Source organism: Klebsiella sp. X1-16S-Nf21, assembly GCF_002837615.1.
In the GTDB taxonomy this organism is placed as follows: Bacteria; Pseudomonadota; Gammaproteobacteria; order Enterobacterales; family Enterobacteriaceae; genus Klebsiella; species Klebsiella variicola.
Genome location: NZ_PJDK01000004.1, coordinates 36,660 through 56,029 on the forward strand (window position 1 = coordinate 36,660; position 19,370 = coordinate 56,029).

Here is a 19,370-nt window from a genome sequence, read left to right on the forward strand (position 1 = left end):
GTCAGGTTCTCTCTATGCATGACGCGAAAGCGCGTATGTTTTCGTTATGAGTCAGAACGCTTGTCATACCGAGGGCTTGTAGGGTAGGTAAGATGGCCCCCTTGTTATTGTCGATAGCGCTCAACCATTACGGCCAAACCAGACGATGTCTTCATAGACATCGGGTGATGTATCTCCTTCCGTGCTGATTAACAGAACCTGTGCATCGGCATTCAGGCGCAGCGATTCGGCAAGCTCGCGATACGCCGGTTGAGTCATCAGCGCATAAAGCACTCCTGTGCCAATAGCGCCGGATTCCCCGGAGACAAAAGGTTCGTCAGTACCTGGTCGCGGAGCGGCCAACAGGCGCATGCCGTTGGCCGCCAGACAATCGTCGGCGGAAATAAAACAGGTGGCATGGTCGCGGAGCATTGGCCAGCTGGTGATGTTAGGTTCACCACAGGCAAGCCCGGCCATCAGAGTTGACATATCCCCGCCGACGCTGTGCGGCAGTCCGTCATTAATGGTTGCCGAGCGATACAGGCAGTTCGCCTTGTGCGGCTCAACGATGATGATGGTGGGAGCCTGCTGCTGCATCTTTTCGATGAAATATCCCATGATGCTACCGGCAAACGACCCGACCCCGGCTTGTAAAAACAGATGCGTCGGCATCGGCGCTCCGCTTTCTGCCAGCTGCTGCCAGATTTCAACAGCGAGGGTCATATAGCCTTGCATGATCCATGTGGGGATCTGCTCGTAGCCCTGCCAGGCGGTATCCTGGAGTAGAACCCATCCCTGCTCGCGCGCGGTTTTGGCCGCCAGCCGAACTGTGTCGTCGTAGTTCAGTTCAGTAATCGTGCATTCGGCGCCATGCCGGCGAATATTCTGCGCGCGTACCGGCGACGAGCCCTTTGGCATATACACCACCGCACGCAGCCCAAGCTGCTCAGCCGCCCACGCCACGCCACGTCCGTGGTTACCGTCGGTAGCAGTCACAAATACGATGTCCTTGATACGCGCCTTAATCACTGGTGAATTAAGCTCGGCAAAGCTCAACGTATTAATATCTCGCTCAAGCAGAGCGGCGAGATATTTCCCCATCGCATAGGACCCGCCTAGTCCTTTAAACGCATTCAAACCGAATCGCTGCGCTTCATCTTTTATATGGATCGATCCCAGCCCCAGCCGCTGGCTTAAAAATTCCAGCTTACGCAGCGGCGTGACCCGGTAATCAGGAAATTTTTGATGGAATGCCAGCACTTCGTTCCCCACGCTTTCATTCAGCAGACTCAAGTCTGCTCCCTGGCCATAGGGCTGCCGCCGGGCGTTAAGTTGAAATTTAATTGTGTCCACTATTCAGGCACCTCTATTTTCATATCGTCCTGCGACGATAACGTTATTTGCGACCATTCCGCCTAAACGACGGGTGCACGGATCCGTGCGGCCTGAGACAGGACGGTCGCTTTAAATTGGTTAAGTCAGAATGTGAGAGGCTTTTTGTCGCGATATACCGCTTTCCCACTGCCTGTGATGGTACACTGCGCCCGGCGGTTAATTGGCGCAAAGTTGCCCATCGCGCCGCAATTTTCACTCTGTTTTATCATTCTCACGCAACAACGTTGCATTAGTGAGGTTGATCACAGGCTTGCAGGACGAGATATATGATGAAACTTGACGCATGGGATAAAAAAATTCTTACGCTCTTGCAGCGTAATAATCGCTTGTCGCAACGGGAGATCGCCGATCGGATCAGCCTGTCTCCTTCGGCAGTCAATCGGCGTATCGCTGCACTGGAGGATGCAGGAGTGATTAAAGGCAGTGTTAGCTTAGTGGACGCCAGTAAAGTGGGAAGACCGATCACCATTATGGTGCAGGTGACCATTGAGAATGAACGTCTCGATCTGCTTGAGGAGGATAAACAGCGTTTCGTAACCTGTCCGCAAGTGCAGCAGGTCTACTATGTCACTGGCGACTTCGATTTTCTGCTCGTGATCAACGTCCGTGATATGGCGGAATACGAAGCGCTAACCCGTGAACTCTTTTTTGCCTCGGGAAATATCAAGTCTTTCCGGACCATCGTGTCGATGCAAAATGCGAAGCAGGAAATGACGGTCATTATCGAGTAAGTCGTGTAAAAGTCGACATGGGGAGCCAAAGAACGCCCCGGAGGTGTATTTATTTCCGAAATCCACCCTTCCCTGTGCGAAATCTACTTGTCTGATGGAAGATGACAGGTAACATAGATATCCCCCCGCTGTAGGGGGAAGAGACTTTTTTATTGGACTACATAGAGAGATTATTATGAGCGTTGTGCCTGTAGCCGACGTACTCCAGGGCCGCGTTGCCGTTGACAGCGAAGTCACGGTCCGCGGATGGGTGCGTACCCGCCGAGATTCTAAAGCTGGCTTTTCATTCCTCGCCGTCTATGACGGTTCCTGCTTTGATCCTGTACAGGCCGTTATTAATAATTCTCTGCCCAATTACAATCAGGAAGTGCTGCGTCTGACCACCGGTTGCTCGGTGATTGTCACCGGTAAAGTCGTGGCTTCCCAGGGCCAGGGTCAAAGCTTTGAGATCCAGGCGACCAGCGTGGAAGTCACCGGCTGGGTGGAAGACCCGGACACCTACCCGATGGCGGCCAAGCGCCACAGCATCGAGTATCTGCGTGAAGTAGCGCACCTGCGTCCGCGCACCAACCTGATTGGCGCGGTAGCTCGCGTGCGTCATACCCTGGCGCAGGCGCTGCACCGATTCTTCGACGAACAGGGCTTCTTCTGGGTTTCCACCCCGCTGATCACCGCTTCCGATACCGAAGGCGCCGGCGAAATGTTCCGCGTGTCGACGCTGGATCTGGAAAACCTGCCGCGTAACGATCAGGGCAAAGTCGACTTCGATAAAGACTTCTTTGGTAAAGAGTCGTTCCTGACCGTATCCGGCCAGCTGAACGGCGAGACCTATGCCTGCGCACTGTCGAAAATCTACACCTTCGGCCCAACCTTCCGCGCCGAAAACTCCAACACCAGCCGCCACCTGGCGGAGTTCTGGATGCTGGAGCCGGAAGTCGCCTTCGCGAGCCTGAACGATGTTGCTGGTCTGGCGGAAGCGATGCTCAAGTACGTCTTCAAGGCGGTACTGGAAGAGCGTGCGGATGACATGCAGTTCTTCGCCGAGCGCGTAGACAAAGACGCTATCGACCGTCTGCAGCGTTTCGTCTCCGCTGATTTTGCTCAGGTGGATTACACCGATGCCGTCACTATCCTGGAAAACTGCGGCAAGCAGTTTGAGAACCCGGTTTACTGGGGCGTGGATCTCTCCTCCGAGCACGAGCGTTATCTGGCTGAAGAACACTTCAAAGCGCCGGTCGTGGTGAAAAACTATCCGAAAGACATTAAGGCCTTCTACATGCGCCTTAACGAAGACGGTAAAACCGTCGCGGCAATGGACGTGCTGGCGCCGGGCATCGGCGAGATCATCGGTGGTTCCCAGCGTGAGGAGCGTCTCGACGTGCTGGACGCGCGTATGGCAGAGATGGGGCTCAACAAAGAAGACTACTGGTGGTATCGCGACCTGCGCCGCTACGGCACCGTACCGCACTCCGGCTTCGGTCTGGGCTTCGAACGTCTGATCGCTTACGTCACCGGCGTGCAGAACGTCCGCGATGTCATTCCGTTCCCGCGTACCCCGCGCAACGCGACATTCTAAATTTTTCTGACATAAACCTGAAAGGCCAGCGCAAGCTGGCCTTTTTTTATGTCAATTACTGTTAGCAAAATTCAACAAACTTAAACATCAAGGCCTGGAAATCACATTTATGTTACGCACTGTTTCGGTGCACACCGGTGATGCAGATCGCACTTTATGTTCATATCAGAGCAAAACCCCTGATAAATTTGCTCATTTTTTAACCATGCGCCGCACGTCTTGCCAAGACAGAGGCTGAATAAAAAGAAGACGAATTCAACACATAAAATGAACGAATTGCCGCTTATCCAAATTAATCATAAATAATTCATATAGATAGATAAGCAATGACGTTTTACCTCATCAGGTGGAACGGAATTTTGATTAAGTTCACAAAGTTCCCCAAAATACACATTTAGTTACATGATTTTTCGTTTTGTTACTCATATGAGATATTCGTAGCATTTTCCGGCTAGCGAAACGTTGTCGCGGATGGAAAGATGCCTTCAGACACCAAACTCTCATCAATGGTTCTGTAAGTTTTTATTGACAGAACTTATTGACGGCAGTGGCACGTGTTCATATAAAAAATATTAATGAGGGTAATAAATAATGATGAAGCGCAATATTCTGGCAGTGGTGATCCCTGCCCTGCTGGTAGCCGGTGCAGCCAACGCTGCAGAAATCTATAACAAAAACGGCAACAAACTGGACTTCTATGGGAAAATGGTCGGCGAGCACGTCTGGACCACCAATGGCGACACCAGCAGCGACGATACCACCTATGCCCGTATCGGCCTGAAAGGCGAAACTCAGATCAACGATCAGCTGACCGGTTACGGCCAGTGGGAATACAACATGGATGCGTCCAATGTTGAAGGTTCCCAGCCGACGAAAACCCGTCTGGCGTTCGCGGGTCTGAAAGCGGGCGAATACGGTTCATTCGACTACGGCCGTAACTACGGCGCGATCTACGACGTCGAAGCAGCAACCGATATGCTGGTTGAATGGGGCGGCGACGGCTGGAACTACACCGACAACTACATGACCGGCCGTACCAACGGCGTGGCAACCTACCGTAACTCTGACTTCTTTGGTCTGGTTGACGGCCTGAGCTTCGCGCTGCAGTACCAGGGTAAAAACGACCACGACCGTGCGGTTCGCAAGCAGAATGGCGACGGCTTCAGCACCGCAGCCACTTACGCGTTCGACAACGGTATCGCACTGTCTGCAGGCTACTCCGGCTCCAACCGTAGCGTCGATCAGAAAGCTGACGGCAATGGCGACAAAGCCGAAGCCTGGGCAACCTCTGCAAAATATGACGCCAACAACGTCTATGCAGCGGTCATGTACTCTCAGACCTACAACATGACTCCGGAAGAAGATAACCACTTCGCGGGCAAAACCCAGAACTTTGAAGCTGTCGTACAGTATCAGTTCGACTTCGGCCTGCGTCCGTCCATCGGTTACGTGCAGACCAAAGGTAAAGACCTGCAGTCACGTGCTGGCTTCTCCGGCGGCGATGCGGATCTGGTTAAATACATCGAAGTGGGTACCTGGTACTACTTCAACAAGAACATGAACGTCTACGCTGCGTATAAATTCAACCAGCTGGACGACAACGATTACACCAAAGCGGCTGGCGTAGCCACCGACGACCAGGCGGCCGTGGGTATCGTTTACCAGTTCTAATCTGCAGTACACCCCTTCGTGATATGCCTTCAAAGCAGGACTTCGGTCCTGCTTTTCTGTTTTCGTGAGGCAAAGATCGTATCTTTCGAAAACCTTCTCGCTTTTTGTCGCAAACGGTTGGCAATTCGTTATTCTCCCGTTAACCTGATAGCGGATTTCCCTTCAGTAATCACAATGGAACCTCGTCATGTTTGAGAACATTACCGCCGCCCCAGCCGACCCGATTTTAGGTCTGGCCGATCTGTTTCGTGCCGATGACCGCCCTGAAAAAATTAACCTCGGAATTGGTGTTTACAAGGATGAAACCGGTAAAACACCCGTTCTGACCAGCGTCAAGAAAGCAGAGCAGTACCTGCTGGAAAATGAAACGACTAAAAACTATCTGGGCATCGATGGTATTCCTGAATTTGGTCGCTGCACACAGGAGCTGCTGTTCGGTAAAGGCAATGCGATTATCGCTGATAAACGCGCCCGTACTGCGCAGACCCCAGGCGGTACTGGCGCTCTGCGTGTCGCGGCTGACTTCCTCGCCAAAAACACCGACGTGAAACGCGTGTGGGTGAGCAACCCAAGCTGGCCGAACCACAAGAGCGTGTTTACCTCTGCCGGGCTGGAAGTGCGCGAATATACCTACTACGACGCCGCTAACCATGCGCTGGACTTTGAGGGTCTGCTGGCCAGCCTGACCGAAGCCCAGGCCGGCGACGTGGTGCTGTTCCACGGCTGCTGCCACAACCCGACCGGTATCGATCCGACGCTCGACCAGTGGCAGCAGCTGGCTCAGCTGTCAGTGGAAAAAGGCTGGCTCCCGCTGTTTGATTTCGCCTACCAGGGCTTCGCCCGCGGTCTGGAAGAAGATGCTGAAGGTCTGCGCGCCTTTGCTGCGCTGCACAAAGAGCTGCTGGTCGCCAGCTCCTACTCGAAAAACTTTGGCCTGTACAATGAGCGCGTCGGCGCCTGCACGCTGGTCGCCACCGATCAGGAGGCCGTGGACCGCGCATTCAGTCAGATGAAATCGGTGATCCGCGCCAACTACTCCAACCCGCCTGCGCATGGCGCCTCCGTGGTCGCCACCATTCTGAGCAACGATGCGCTGCGTGCGATCTGGGAGCAGGAGCTGACCGATATGCGCCAGCGCATCCAGCGTATGCGCCTGCTGTTCGTCAACACCCTGCAGGAGAAAGGCGCGAGCCGCGACTTCAGCTTTATCAGCCAGCAGAACGGCATGTTCTCATTCAGCGGCCTGACTAAAGAGCAGGTGCTGCGCCTGCGTGAAGAGTTCGCCATCTATGCGGTTGCTTCCGGACGTATCAACGTGGCCGGGATGACGCCTGACAATATGGCGCCGCTGTGCGAAGCCATCGTCGCAGTACTGTAAGCGACAGCGTGCTCTAAGCGAGATAAAAGAAAAAGGCCGCGAATGCGGCCTTTTTTATGTGTTCGCGTCATGTCTGTTACCAGACCGGCATCTCATCCTGCAGGAACGGGTTGTTACGACGTTCCTCACCCAGCGTCGACAGCGGACCATGGCCGGGAATAAAGGTCACGTCATCGCCCAGCGGCAACAGCTTATCCTTAATGGCCGCAATCAACTGTCCATGGTCGCCGCGTGGAAAATCGCTGCGCCCCACCCCGCCTTTAAAAATCACGTCTCCGGAAATGAGCAATCGGGAAGCGTCATCAAAGAAGACCACGTGACCCGGCGTATGGCCCGGACAGTGCAGTACCTGCAGCGCCACATTCCCTACATTGACCACATCGCCTTCATTGAGCCAGCGATCCGGACGCAGCGGCTGGCAATCCTCCAGGCCGAACATCCGGCTTTGCGCCGGCAATCCTTCCAGCCAGAACTCATCTTCTTTTTCCGGACCAATAACCGGTACGCCATAATGCTGCGCCAGTTCCGCAGCGGCGCCGACGTGATCGAGATGGCCATGCGTCAGCAGGATCTGCATCAGCGTGACGCCCGCCTCCGCCACCACCGCTTTGATACGTTCAGCATCGCCGCCAGGATCGACCAGCGCCGCCAGGCGGGTTTGTTCGCACCAGATGAGAGAACAGTTCTGCGCGAACGCGGTAACCGGAATAATACGATAGTTCATGACGCTCCTTTCGTTACCAGTGCCTTACGGGACCGGTATCAATATGCACAAAGTTACTACGTGGGTAATATCCTACACCACCTGCGCGCATAGATAACGCCGCTTTGCGAATATTGCTTAACGAAATACCTTCAATATGGAAATCCATTGCCTGCCCCTTGGTGTGATAGCTGTGTTTTGCCACACCACGGCTTCGTGCGCGAAGCTCATCATTGGTATCGAGGGAACGATAACCAGAAATAAGCTGGACAGGTTTGTTGGTGCCAAGCAATCCCTGCAACCGATAAAGATGATCGAACAGATTTGGATCGATGGACTTAATTTTATTCGCGCGGTAATCACGGAAAAAATGATTAAGTCTTGCTAATTCATCCTGAATATAGCCTCTGCCATCGAAAAACTCCGCCTTGAGCGATTCACCGGTATGCAGGTTATTCAGCGTCAAAATACGCGGACGGGGGGTCGAGAGGGTGGCAAATGCCGGCGCAGGGAGAATGGCGGCAGCACCCAGCGCAGCACCACCCAACGCCAGCAATCTGCGGCGATTAGCGTCAAATTTGTCCATGATAATCAGGTCTACAGTCAATGAATCGTTATATACTTTTTCCGCATCGCGCGAGGCTAACCGCCAGCTCGCCATCGCTCGCCACAGCCGTGATGCTGTCCGGCAAAGGAGAGCGTTCGCGCTGACCGCGCTACGCATTGAGCGGAATGATATGTATATGCACTTCTGGCGCACGAAAGGCACCTTACCGGGCATTATTGCCAACGTCAAGGCAGCCTCACCCCAGGAAAATCGGGCGCTGCAGAGGAGCAGCGCCCTTTTTTACCCAGTGCTAGGACAACAAAATCCATTGAACTACTTCATTTACCTGATTAATTGTTCAGCTTTCGTCAGAATTTGTGCACTGGATCGCGCGGTGAGATCGTAATTGTAAATATCTGTTCGATATTGTGTACGTCCATCAGCGTCCACAAAAGCCGTTAAGTAATATAAATTCACCGGTATATTTTGCCGAATATTGACATAGCGCGTGTCCCCTTGCTTCAGGGCATCGGAAATACGCGTGTCGTTCCAGCCCGCGTCCTGCAGCAACATATTGGCCAGCTCCGAGGCCTTATTGACGCGTACGCAGCCGGAGCTGAGCGCGCGAACATCTTTCTGGAACAGATTATGGTTCGGCGTATCGTGCAGATAAATAGCATCTGAACTCGGCATATTAAACTTGTAGCGGCCCAGTGAGTTACGCGCTCCAGGCGCCTGCTGAAAACGGAACGGTAAATTATTCTCGGTGATGGTCGACCAGTCGACCCGATAAGGATCGATGGTCTCTTTACTGTTCCAGCCGCGCATCACGGTGTAGCCATGCTGCTCCAGATAGCCTGGATTGTTACGCACCTTCGGCAGGATATCTTTGCGCGCCAGCGTCGGCGGCACGTTCCACGGTGGATTGACCACCACGTTGTTCAGCGCGCTGCTCATCATTGGCGTTTTGCGGTCCGGACGCCCGACGATCACCCGCGAGGCCAGCACCTGGCTGCCATCCTGGTAATAGACCAGCGAGAAAGCGGGAATATTCACCATAATGCCGGTCGACAGTTTGCCCGGTAGCAGGCGTAAACGCTGAATATTCAAGGCCAGCACCCCCGCACGCTGCGCGGAAGAGACGTTGAGCCAGTCGCGGGTGGACTGGCCAATGACGCCATCCGCACCCAGCCCCTGCATGGCCTGAAAGCGCTTAACCCCCTCCACCAGCTGGCGATCGTACACGCCGCGCGCCGCGGGTTTGCTCTTTTTCTTCGCCGACGGGCTCACCACATCGCCGGGCAGAACGATATTGGCGGTATTGTCCAGCATCCCGGTACGCTGGAGGATCTCGCGCAGGGCACCGATATCATTGCTCCATTCGCCGGGGCGCAGCGAGCCGCTACCGGTCATCTGCGGCCACGGGCGAGAATCAGCCACCAGCGCCAACAACGACTGGTGCATGGCCTCATACTGCGGATGATGCGGCGCCAGGCCAGCGATAAACGCTGGCAGGGAGCCATTGTCCAGCGCCAGCTGCCACTGGTTAATCACCGATAGCGGCGGGGTCGCCATCTTGTACGGCGTCGAGCTATATAGCCAGCGGGTCCCCTGGGTGGGGATGCCGCTGATAAAGTGCAAATAGCCCATCATGGCATCCGACAACACCACATCGCGCGCCATGCCGCTGACGGCGGGATCGGTCAGCAGGCTGACCCAGGTGGTAAACTGCGGCTGAAAACCGGCGATGGCGATCTCCGCCAGCTGCTGCTGGAACGCCTGCACCGCCTCGCGGTTCTCCCACATCGGTTTCATATCCCTGGCGGCGTACAGCGACACCAGCGGATTGATAAAGACAGGTTTGTACCCTGCCGGCAACAGCGCCTCGATCTGGGCGCGACTGTTTGCGGCCGCCTCCATCGACAGCGGCTGCTCACCGGCCAGCTTCGCGACCGCCGGCGATTGCCCATCGCTTTGCGTCAGCGCGACGGAAAGCTCTCCAGGCGTAGCGGAGCTATCACCAGGTACGACTTCAGGCTCTGCGGCCTGGACATTGAACAGCGGAGCAAATGCCAGTGCCAGGCTCAGGCTGAGCGCTGACAATGGACGACCATACCGTTTCTTTAGCAACATCCCTTGCCCCCTGTTGTCACACATTGCCGCCCACAAATTAGTGGGCTTTATCACAGTATATAAAGACGAAAAGGCTTTTGCCTTACCTAATGTAAAGAAGCTTAAAGATTATACCACCCAGACATACCAGGCTGGATAGCAAAAAGGGCAACTTAACGTTGCCCTTTTCAGCGCTTAGCCGCCAGAATTTAGCCGCAGCCTCAGGAGGCGTCGGCCGTACCCGGCAGTGCTTCCGGTACCGGTGCGGCAAAACCGCGCAGGCCGACAACGTGTACGTGTTCGTGATTATTAAACACTTTACGCACCAGTTTATAGGTCGTGCCTTTTTCCGGGCTGATATTTTCCGGCGCCGCGATAATCAGCTGCATCTCCAGACGTTCGCACAGCTCGAACAACGTGGCGATGGAGCGGGCGTCGAGACGCGCCGCTTCATCGAGGAACAGCAGACGGCAAGGCGAGATATCCTTGCCGCGCAGGCGACGAGACTCATCTTCCCAGCTCTGCACCACCATTACCAGAATCGACATCCCGGTACCGATCGCTTCCCCGGTCGACAGCGCGCCGGACTCCGCGCGCAGCCAGCCGTCGGAGCCGCGGTTAACTTCCACTTCCATCTCCAGATAGTTGCGGTAGTCGAGTAGCTCTTCGCCGATGGTTTGCGGCGTGCGCTGCCCCATGTCGATCTGCGGGTTGAGGCGCTGATACAGCTTGGCCAGCGCTTCCGAGAAGGTCAGGCGATTGCTGTTAAACAGATCCTGATGTTGCTCATGCTGTTCAGACAGGACATCCAGCAGCGTCGAGTGGGTCTCGCGCACGTTGACGTTCAGACGCACGCTGTTGACCTGGCCGAACGACACGCTCTGCAGCCCCTGGTTGAGCATCCGGATACGGTTCTGCTCACGCTGAATGGTTTTGCGAATAATGTTCGCCACGCTGCGGGAACTGATCGCCAGCTTCTGTTCGCGGTTGGTCAGCTCTTCGGTCAGACGACTGAGCTCGATCTCCATCTGCTCGATCGCTTCCACCGGGTCATCGGTACGAATAATATCCTGACGGATACGCTCGCGCAGATGCTGATAGACGGCGACGAAGAACTGGATTTTGCGCTCCGGACGTTTCGGATCTTCCGAAATACGCAGCACGTCGCGCAGATGTTCGTTATCGGCGACCGCCAGACGCAGCGCACCGAGCGCCTTATCCGACATCGAACGCAGTTCGTCGGCAGAGAGATAGGCCAGTTCGCGGCGATGCAGACGACGTTCGACGCCATTGTCTTTCACCAGACGCATCACCGCGCACCAGCCCGCCTTGGCGCTGACAACCTGCTCACGCATTTCGCAGTAATCGCGTTCCAGCTTGCGCAGTTTACGGGTCAGGTTGTCCATTTCCGCTTCGCAGAAGGTCAACGCTTTTTCCAGCTGATTGCGACGGGAGCGGTTGTTGCTCAGCTGCGTGTGCAGCTCGTCACGACGCTGACGCGCGCGCTCTTCCGCCCCGGCATCGGCACGCACGCCGATATCCTGCAGCTCTTTATACAGATCGTTGAGCAGCTCTTTTTTGGTGTCATACGAGCTCTTCAGCGACGCCAGCACCTGGTTGTACTGGTTCAACTGCGCAACGTGGCTACGCATCGCTTCGCGCGCGCGGCTACGCTCAGATTCCGCTTGTTGCAGACGCTGGCGCAGCTTCTCGTTGAGATCGCTGTTGCCACTGAGCATCTCCGCCGAATCGGAGTAGCTGAAGTGGGCCCGGCGCTGCACGACTTCCGCCAGCGCAAAGGCCTGCTGACGCGCATCGCGCTGGGTTTGCTGCGCATAGGCGTAATCTTCTTTCAGCTGCTCAAACTGCTCCGGATCGCTCTGCAATACCGAGACGATCGGCTCCAGCTTCGCCAGCTGATTGCCATGCTGCTGAATAAAGCGCACTGCCTCCTGCGCTTCGTCCAGACGTTCCTGGATCTCGTCCACGCGGTCAGCCAGCGTATCATCCGCCAGCAGGTTCAGGCGCGGCAGCAGGCGGTTGAGCGCCGACACGCCCTCTTTCGCCTGCTCATACTGCACGCGGTTCTGTTGGTTATCGCTCTCATGGGCGTTCAGCGCACGCTCCAGCTCGCCGCGGCGGCTGTTAAGCTTGCGGATCTCTTCTTCCGGATCGTCCTCGAAAGCCACCGCCAGATGGCTGCCAATGAAGCGGCTGAAAGCCTGGTGAAGACGCTGGGTTTTCTGCACGTCGAACGACAGGGTCGCGAAACGCTCGGAGAGACTCTCACGCTCAGCATGCAGTGTTTCGATGCGATTTTCGCGCGCCGCGCGACCAAACAGCGGCAGCGTTGGGAAACGTGAATAACGCCACTGGCGGTCGGCAATCTTCACCACCACCGCTTTTTCCAGCTCGTCAACGCTGAACACGCTGTCGTCGAAGGACTGCGGATCGCCTTCGATCAGATACAGGTCTTCCGGACAATCTTCCAGCCCTTCGAGCTGCTCCGCCACCTGCGACAGATCCGGCACCACGATCGCATGGCGCGATGGGCCATACAGCGCGGAGAAGTACGGCGCATCTTCGAGGCTAACGTCGTCATAAATTTCCGACAACAGGACGCCGCCAAAGCGCTCCGCCAGCGCGTTCAGACGCGGGTCTTCAGAGCCGCCCGGCTGACTGAGTCGCTCGATCTCTTCGTCGATGGCACGCTTGCGGGCGCCGACCTCGTCACGTTCAACGATAGCCTCACGCTCACGCTCCAGCAGCTGCTGCAGGTATTCGGTGACCTCCTGGCCGGACTCAAACTGTTCGCCGCTCTGCTCGCACAGCTGGTTGAGACTGTTCTGCGCCGCCAGCCAGATCGGCGCCCGGCGCATCAGCGTCTGGGTGCGCGACTGCAGTTGCTCCAGCTCCTGACGCAGGGTCATGCGCTGTTCCTGAGCGTTAGAGACGCTGTCGGCCAGCGACGCGATGCGCGCTTCCAGCTCCTGATGCAGCGTTTCCAGATCGTCGATATCGTAGCGTTTGCCCTGGCGTTTGCAGAACTCAGCCAGCTGACGCTCGGCGTCCTGCTGCTCGCGCAGACGCTGTTCCAGCTCGTTGAGACGGCTGCGCAGCCCCTGCGCCTGCTCGGCCTGATGGCGTTGGTTAACGCCGTCGCGCAGCAATTCGCGCGCCACGTCCCAGGCTTCATTACGCGCCAGCGGGCCGTTAATCGCCGCCACCAGCTGGTACGCCTGTTCGAACTGGCTGTGCGCGGTTTGCGCCACGCTCATTTTCTGTTCCAGCGACAGCATTTTCTCCGTCGCTTCCTGCTCTTTCGCCTGGAAGGTTTCCAGCCACTCGTCGGCGCTCTCTGGCGTCAGATCCGGCAGATGGCACAGCGCCTTCGCGCGCTCCAGCGCCTGCAGCGCCTGGTTATACTGAATGGCGCGGGTCTGCTGGACGTCGAGCGCCTGCTGATAGTCGGCGAGCTGGTTTTTCAGCTCATCCACTTCCAGTTCGGCGGCTTCGGCGCGGGCTTCGTTCTCTTCCTGCTGGTCGGCGGCTTCCGCCACCACTTCATTCTGTTCTTCCAGACGGATCTGCAGCTCGTCGAGATCCGCTTCGTAGCGCTCAATTTTTTCCTGCTGACGCAGGGCGGTCTGCACCAGGTTCAGGTGATCGCTGGCGGCCTGGTAATCGGCTTCCAGATCGCCCTCCGCGCCGTTGTGCTCCTGCAGCTCGCGCGCCATCTCGACGTGCTTATACTGCTCGGCCGCCAACTGCGAACGCGAGGTAAAGAGATCGCGACGATACTCCAGCGCCTTATCCAGGTGAATGCGCCGCTCGTTGGCGTGACGCATATAGTCCGCCGCCACGTAGTTGGTGGCTTCGCTGATCAGGTGTTTAAACAGATCGCGGTCAGACTGGGTTACGCGAATGGCTTCCAGCGTCATGCGGTTTTCCCGCAGCGCCGCTTCCATATCCTGGAACGCTTTACGCACGCCGCTGTTTTCCGGCAGCAGGTAGTCGCGCAGCGAGCGGGTAATGGTGCTGGAGATCCCGCCGTACAGCGAGGCCTCAATCAGGCGGTAGTATTTGCTACGATCGGAGGCGGAACGCAGACGACGCGCCACCACGCCCAGATCGAACATTAGCGAGTGATATTCGGTGATCGAGTTGAACTGTTTAAACTGGACGCCTTCCATCGCCTCGAGTTTGTCTTTCAGCTCATTGAGACTGACCACGCGCGCCTGACGATCGTTCAGCGTTTCGGTCAACAGCTGGGTCGGCAGGATAGAGGTCGGCAGTCCCTGAATGGCGAACGGCTTAATATCGACTTTACGATCGCGTCCGGCGACCTGCTGCAGGCGCACGCCGACCACCACGCGCTGGTGGCGGGAGTTGATCACATCAAGCACCGAGTAACACACCCCGGCGCGCAGCTTACCATGCAGGCCTTTATCGCGTGAGCCGCTGGTGGCCCCCGCTTCAGTGGTGTTACGGAAGTGCAGCAGGGTTAAATCCGGGATCAGCGCCGTGACGAAAGCCGCCATGGTCGTGGACTTACCCGCGCCGTTCCCCCCGGAGAGGGTGGTCACCAGTTCATCAAGATCAAAGGTCCGGGCAAAGAAACCGTTCCAGTTCACCAGCGTTAGCGAGCGAAACTTACCGCGTTCAATCATTACTCTTCCTCCCCGCTATCCGGCTGGTTTTCTTCATTCTCATCATTGAGCTGCAGGTGATTTTCCAGAGCCATCGCTTCCCCGTCGCGGATCAGGCGGCGCTGCGCCTCGCGCGGGTCGTCGCCGGCGCGCACATCGGCGCCAAAGCGGAATACCGATTCGGTAATGCGAAACTTGCTGCTGTCATGGCCCATAAACCACACCATCCCCAGGCGGCGCAGGCGGTTAAGCGACGCGCGCATTTTTTCCTGCAGCTTCTGGCGGTCCAGATCCGAACCGGTGGAACGATTGTTCACCAGCTTCAGCAGCCTGGCTTCATCCGCCAGGGTCAGCAGTTCGTCATAGAGCTCCTGCTGGGTGAAAATCCCTTCGTTTGCCAGGCGCTCCGGGCTGAGATAGAGATAGCAAAGAATTTTGCCCACCATCATATCCAGCTCCGACAGCACCGAGCGCGAAATCAGCGTGGTGGAGCGCGGGCGCAGATAGAAGAACCCTTCCGGTGCGCGGATCAACTCGACGTTATAGCGAGCGTAAAATTCTTCCAGGTAATCCTGGAAATCCATCAAAAATGCGTGATTATCCAGCTCGTCGAGACCGATATGACGGCCCGCGCGCAGGGCGCTGTCCAGCGCCGGAAATAACGGATTGGCCAACGCCTGCGCCAGCTTAACCGGCATCACTTGTTCAATATTTGTCAATGACATGCGCCTGTACCTTGGCTCCGTAATCATTAATCGGCTGCCATTTTGCCGGCAGTCCGGTGAAATCTGCCTGGGCGACGCCCAGCTGTACCGCCTGATCCACGACGATCCGCGCCACGTCGAAGTGACGCCCGCGCGGATACTGCGCCAGGAACTCCCGCGCCACCAGGCCGAGGTCCAGCGGTATTCCCTTCTCTTTATAGACCGCCAGCTGCGCTTCGATCAGCGCCGCCAGCTGCTCGCGAATTTCGTTAAACTCTTCAAATTCGAGATCCGCCGGCAGTTCGCCGGTGACCTCTTCATCGCGCAGCGCCATCTCTTCATCGCGCATATCCAGCAGACGGTCGGCGTTGGCGTAAGTCAGCGCCCACGGTTCATCAAAATAGGTCTGTACCGACTGGCGCAGACGCTGGGCGAAGACGCGGTTCTTATCCATATCGATAGCGGTACGGATAAACTTGTGCACATGGCGGTCGTAGCCGATCCACAGGTCAATCGCCTGCTGACCCCAGCTGACGATGCGGTCGAGTTTGCTTTGCAGGTCGAATACCAGCCGGTCGACAAAATGCAAATCGTCGCGCGCCATGGTCGAATCCTGAATGCGCAGCAGATTCGCCTGCAGTTTATCCCCCGCCGCATCCAGCGTATCCTGCAGTTCGCGCAGGGTGCCGGAAGTTTCCGACAGCAACAGTTCACAGCTGGAAATCGCCGCGCGCCAGTCTTTATTTAACAACTGTGCGATATCGTCTTTCACCAGCTGCTGCTGCTCATCCATAATGCGCTGCGTCAGGTCGATGCTGTCGAAAATTTCCGCCACGGAATATTTCAGCGGAGCGAAAACATTGCGATGCCAGTGGAACTCATCCCCGCCCTCTTCTGCCGCATCCGCCGCACGCTTCAGCTCGCCGGCGACGATCGACAGCTGCATCGAGAGACGCAGCGTCGAGAATTCACGCTGACGGATATAGTAATCGGTGATCCCGATCCCCAACGGCGTCAGGCGATAGATCGCATTGCCTTCGGTAATTTCGCTGGTAAAGCGGTTCAGCAGACGCTGGCGCACCAAATCGTTGATCGCATTATTGGCGCGCTGGCTGATGGTTTCGCTGGTCTGCTCAAACGCATCACTGACGTGGCGGAACGCATCCACCAGTTCTCCCTCGCTCATTTCCCCTTCCAGCCGTTCGCCGTTCAGCGTGGCGACCGCCAGCAGAAAAGAGAGTCTGTCGACCGGCAGCGAGATAGAAAAATCATTTTTCCTGGCCCAGGCAACCAGTTCGGGGACTGTCTGGGAAAATTCACTCATACTTTATCCTTGCATCTGCGGCTATGAGCCTGGCTCTTAAGCGCGGTGACATGAATATAACGGCCCAGGCTGAGATACGGCTCCTGACGACAGTAGCGCGTTTCCAGCTCCAGCAGCGCCGCATAGCTGTCATGCTGTTGGCGTTTTTCACGCAGATAATCATGAAACACCCGCACGCCGGTTTTGCTGACAATCTGCCAGCCAATCTCTTCCAGCCAGTGATAAACCTGCTGCGGCTCACGCGGATAATCCGGCGACAGCGTGCGTTTTTTCTTTTTTGGCATGCCCAATTGTACGTAATCGAAATTACCGGCCACCATATTGTGCATCAGCAAGCCGTTAGCATTGTAGAACATCAACGACAGCCCACCGCCAGGACGCAGCGTCGACCACAGCGTACGCAGCACCTCCTGGGGCTCCGCCACCCACTCCAGCACCGCATGAAACAGTACCAGATCAACCGGGCTTTCCAAATGCTGCGCAATATCCTGAGCCGCGCATTGTACAAAATGCATGTTGTCGATCACACCTTTATCGACGGCCGCCTGGCGGGCGCGCACCACCATTTCAGCGGAGAGATCGCACAGCGTCACGTGATGGCCCAGTTGCGCCACTTTAATGGCTGTTTGCCCTTCGCCGCCGCCGGCATCCAGCACCCTCAGCGGTCCCGGCCCCAGCTGCGCCAGCAGCGGTTCCAGATCCTGCCAGAGGATCGCCTGGCGCAGCTGACCTTTTGTGGTGCCGTAAATATTGCGCGAAAACTTTTCAGCAATGTCATCGAAATTGCGATCCTGCACGGGCGACTCCACAAGCCAACACAAAACCGCTATTTTGTCATACCCACGCCGAGAATGAAGCGATCTGTTATAAGATCCGAACATAACTTTGGTTATATGGTTAAAAAAGGAACCATCTGGCATGCTTTTCACGCTAAAAAAGATCGTCGGCGGTCTGCTGTTGCCGCTTCCCGCCCTGCTGTTGCTGATCGGGATCGGGATCGCGCTGTTATGGTTCAGCCGCTTTCAACGTACCGGCAAGCTATGCGTGAGCCTCGGCTGGCTGCTGCTGGCGCTGCTGAGCCTGCAACCGGTGGCCGACAGCCTGTTGAAACCGATTGAAGATAGCTATCCCACCTGGCGTGGCGAGCAGCCGGTGAGCTACGTGGTGGTGTTGGGCGGCGGCTATACCTGGAATCCGGAGTGGGCGCCAAGCTCTAATCTTATCAATAACAGCCTGCCGCGCCTGACGGAGGGCATTCGCCTGTGGCAGGCGAATCCCGGATCGAAAATGATCTTTACCGGCGCGGCGGCAAAAACCAACCCCGTCAGCACGGCGGAGGCCGGGGCGAGAGTCGCGGAGAGCCTCGGCGTACCACGCAGCGATATCATCGTGCTCGATCGGCCGAAAGATACAGAAGAGGAAGCGCAGGCGGTGAAGCGCGCCATCGGCGATGCGCCCTTCCTGCTGGTCACTTCGGCGTCCCACCTGCCACGGGCGATGATTTTCTTTCGTCATGCCGGTCTGGATCCCCTGCCCGCGCCGGCAAATCAGTTAGCGGTGACCTCGCCGCTTAATCCGTGGGAACGAGCCATCCCCTCCCCGGTATGGCTGATGCACAGCGACCGGGTCGGCTATGAAACCCTCGGTCGTGTCTGGCAATGGCTGAAAGGTGGCTCAGGCGAGCCAGGGCAGGAGTGATTTTGTCGCGAGGTCGAAACGGGCGCGGTCAAAGCGCCCGGTATTGACCAGATTATCCACCTCATCCCACAGCAGATAGAGCCAGCGCCGCCAGACAAAGGCCTCGGAAACTGGCGCCTGCTGCAGGTAGCGCCACAGCAACTGTTCCGCCTGGCCGCCTTCTGCAAGGCGGAACAGTTCATACTCGCGTGGCGCCCACAGCATCATCCCCGGGCCCACCATCGCCAGCAGCTGATCGCTGCGTGGGTCTTTCAGCATACTGCGCAAGGTGAAATTACCGTGTACCAGCACGGCATTGTCATTAAAATCGCGAAACAGCTCCGGAAGGCACTCCCGGGAGCGGAACAAAATACGCTTATCCTGCATCGTCAGGCCGGTATCCTGATACAGGTTCAGGGTGCTCCACAGCATCTCTACCCGCTGGCGGTACCAGTTCGACCACAGATTGTCCTGGGTATTGTCGACCATTCCTACGCAGCCGCCGCTGTCCTGACGATGCCAGGCGAGCAGCGCCTCGACGATTTGCTCCTGCAGTTGCTCCCAGCGCGCTGGTGTGCGCGTGGGGGCCTCCACCGGAACGCCGCGCAAGCGCTCAAGCAGCAGCACATCCGGCCCGGGATGCTCTTCATGCGTCATCACGCCGTAAACCACCGGCATGCGCACTGTACCACTGCGCGCGAGGGTGGAGATCTTCCATGCCAGTTGCCGCGCCACACCGGGCGTGGTGAAACTGCGCGCCAGCAGCGGCATCGGGTTTCCCTGCGCGTCGTACAGGGACCACAGCGCCGTAGCGGGTTTTTCACTGACACACTCCACCCGGCTCAGCTTTTCGCCAAGCAGGTGACTGAGTTCGGTTCGCAACTGTTCCATTGTCGATTACCCCTATGAACACTACTGGTTTCA

General features: G+C 56.7%; 14 protein-coding genes. 5 read left to right on the top strand and 9 right to left on the bottom strand.

What is annotated here, in order from left to right; genetic code table 11:
• Positions 1 to 120 precede the first annotated feature (120 nt).
• Positions 121 to 1,332, bottom strand: coding sequence for a diaminopropionate ammonia-lyase (dpaL, locus tag CW267_RS03295; protein WP_004199498.1), 1,212 nt, complete (start codon positions 1,330 to 1,332; stop codon positions 121 to 123).
• A gap of 311 nt (positions 1,333 to 1,643) precedes the next feature.
• On the opposite strand from dpaL, the gene CW267_RS03300 reads away from it, so the two are divergent.
• The 4 genes from CW267_RS03300 to CW267_RS03315 all read left to right on the top strand — a co-directional run bounded on the left by CW267_RS03300 (position 1,644) and on the right by CW267_RS03315 (position 6,730).
• Positions 1,644 to 2,105 (top strand): Lrp/AsnC family transcriptional regulator, encoded by a 462-nt coding sequence (locus CW267_RS03300; RefSeq protein ID WP_002898209.1) that lies wholly within the window; start codon positions 1,644 to 1,646, stop codon positions 2,103 to 2,105.
• A 175-nt stretch (positions 2,106 to 2,280) separates the two neighbouring features.
• On the top strand, positions 2,281 to 3,681 hold the full coding sequence (asnS, locus tag CW267_RS03305) for an asparagine--tRNA ligase (RefSeq protein WP_012542310.1): 1,401 nt from the start codon (positions 2,281 to 2,283) through the stop codon (positions 3,679 to 3,681).
• Positions 3,682 to 4,272: 591 nt separating this feature from the next.
• Positions 4,273 to 5,352 (top strand): porin OmpK35, encoded by a 1,080-nt coding sequence (ompK35, locus tag CW267_RS03310; RefSeq protein WP_008805872.1) that lies wholly within the window; start codon positions 4,273 to 4,275, stop codon positions 5,350 to 5,352.
• 187 nt (positions 5,353 to 5,539) lie between these two features.
• The gene (locus CW267_RS03315; RefSeq protein ID WP_023339853.1) at positions 5,540 to 6,730 is read left to right on the top strand and encodes an amino acid aminotransferase; all 1,191 of its coding nucleotides are present in this window, start codon (positions 5,540 to 5,542) and stop codon (positions 6,728 to 6,730) included.
• Positions 6,731 to 6,806: 76 nt separating this feature from the next.
• On the opposite strand, the gene CW267_RS03320 is transcribed toward CW267_RS03315, so the two are convergent.
• From CW267_RS03320 to cmoM, 7 genes are all read right to left on the bottom strand, one after another.
• Positions 6,807 to 7,454, bottom strand: coding sequence for an MBL fold metallo-hydrolase (locus CW267_RS03320; RefSeq protein ID WP_008805870.1), 648 nt, complete (start codon positions 7,452 to 7,454; stop codon positions 6,807 to 6,809).
• A gap of 13 nt (positions 7,455 to 7,467) precedes the next feature.
• Positions 7,468 to 8,019, bottom strand: a complete 552-nt coding sequence (locus CW267_RS03325) for a YcbK family protein (protein WP_004201403.1) — start codon at positions 8,017 to 8,019, stop codon at positions 7,468 to 7,470.
• Positions 8,020 to 8,322: 303 nt separating this feature from the next.
• Positions 8,323 to 10,113, bottom strand: coding sequence for a L,D-transpeptidase (gene ldtD, locus CW267_RS03335; RefSeq protein ID WP_012542312.1), 1,791 nt, complete (start codon positions 10,111 to 10,113; stop codon positions 8,323 to 8,325).
• Between the two features lie 200 nt (positions 10,114 to 10,313).
• A complete protein-coding gene (mukB, locus tag CW267_RS03340) occupies positions 10,314 to 14,762 on the bottom strand; it encodes a chromosome partition protein MukB (RefSeq protein WP_023339852.1) in 4,449 nt (1,482 codons plus the stop codon).
• Positions 14,762 to 15,466, bottom strand: a complete 705-nt coding sequence (mukE, locus tag CW267_RS03345) for a chromosome partition protein MukE (RefSeq protein WP_032735144.1) — start codon at positions 15,464 to 15,466, stop codon at positions 14,762 to 14,764. The genes mukB and mukE overlap by 1 nt, the downstream gene beginning before the upstream one ends.
• A complete protein-coding gene (gene mukF, locus CW267_RS03350; RefSeq protein WP_008805866.1) occupies positions 15,447 to 16,769 on the bottom strand; it encodes a chromosome partition protein MukF in 1,323 nt (440 codons plus the stop codon). The genes mukE and mukF overlap by 20 nt, the downstream gene beginning before the upstream one ends.
• Positions 16,766 to 17,566, bottom strand: coding sequence for a tRNA uridine 5-oxyacetic acid(34) methyltransferase CmoM (gene cmoM / locus CW267_RS03355; protein WP_032735142.1), 801 nt, complete (start codon positions 17,564 to 17,566; stop codon positions 16,766 to 16,768). Before cmoM ends, mukF begins: the two co-directional genes overlap by 4 nt.
• Positions 17,567 to 17,687: 121 nt before the next feature.
• Here cmoM and elyC point away from each other — a divergent pair, with 121 nt between their 5' ends.
• Positions 17,688 to 18,467: an envelope biogenesis factor ElyC gene (gene elyC / locus CW267_RS03360; protein ID WP_008805864.1), complete on the top strand. Its 780-nt coding sequence runs from the start codon at positions 17,688 to 17,690 to the stop codon at positions 18,465 to 18,467.
• On the opposite strand, the gene CW267_RS03365 is transcribed toward elyC, so the two are convergent.
• Positions 18,444 to 19,337, bottom strand: coding sequence for a YcbJ family phosphotransferase (locus tag CW267_RS03365; RefSeq protein ID WP_008805863.1), 894 nt, complete (start codon positions 19,335 to 19,337; stop codon positions 18,444 to 18,446). The genes elyC and CW267_RS03365 overlap by 24 nt on opposite strands.
• Positions 19,338 to 19,370 lie beyond the last annotated feature (33 nt).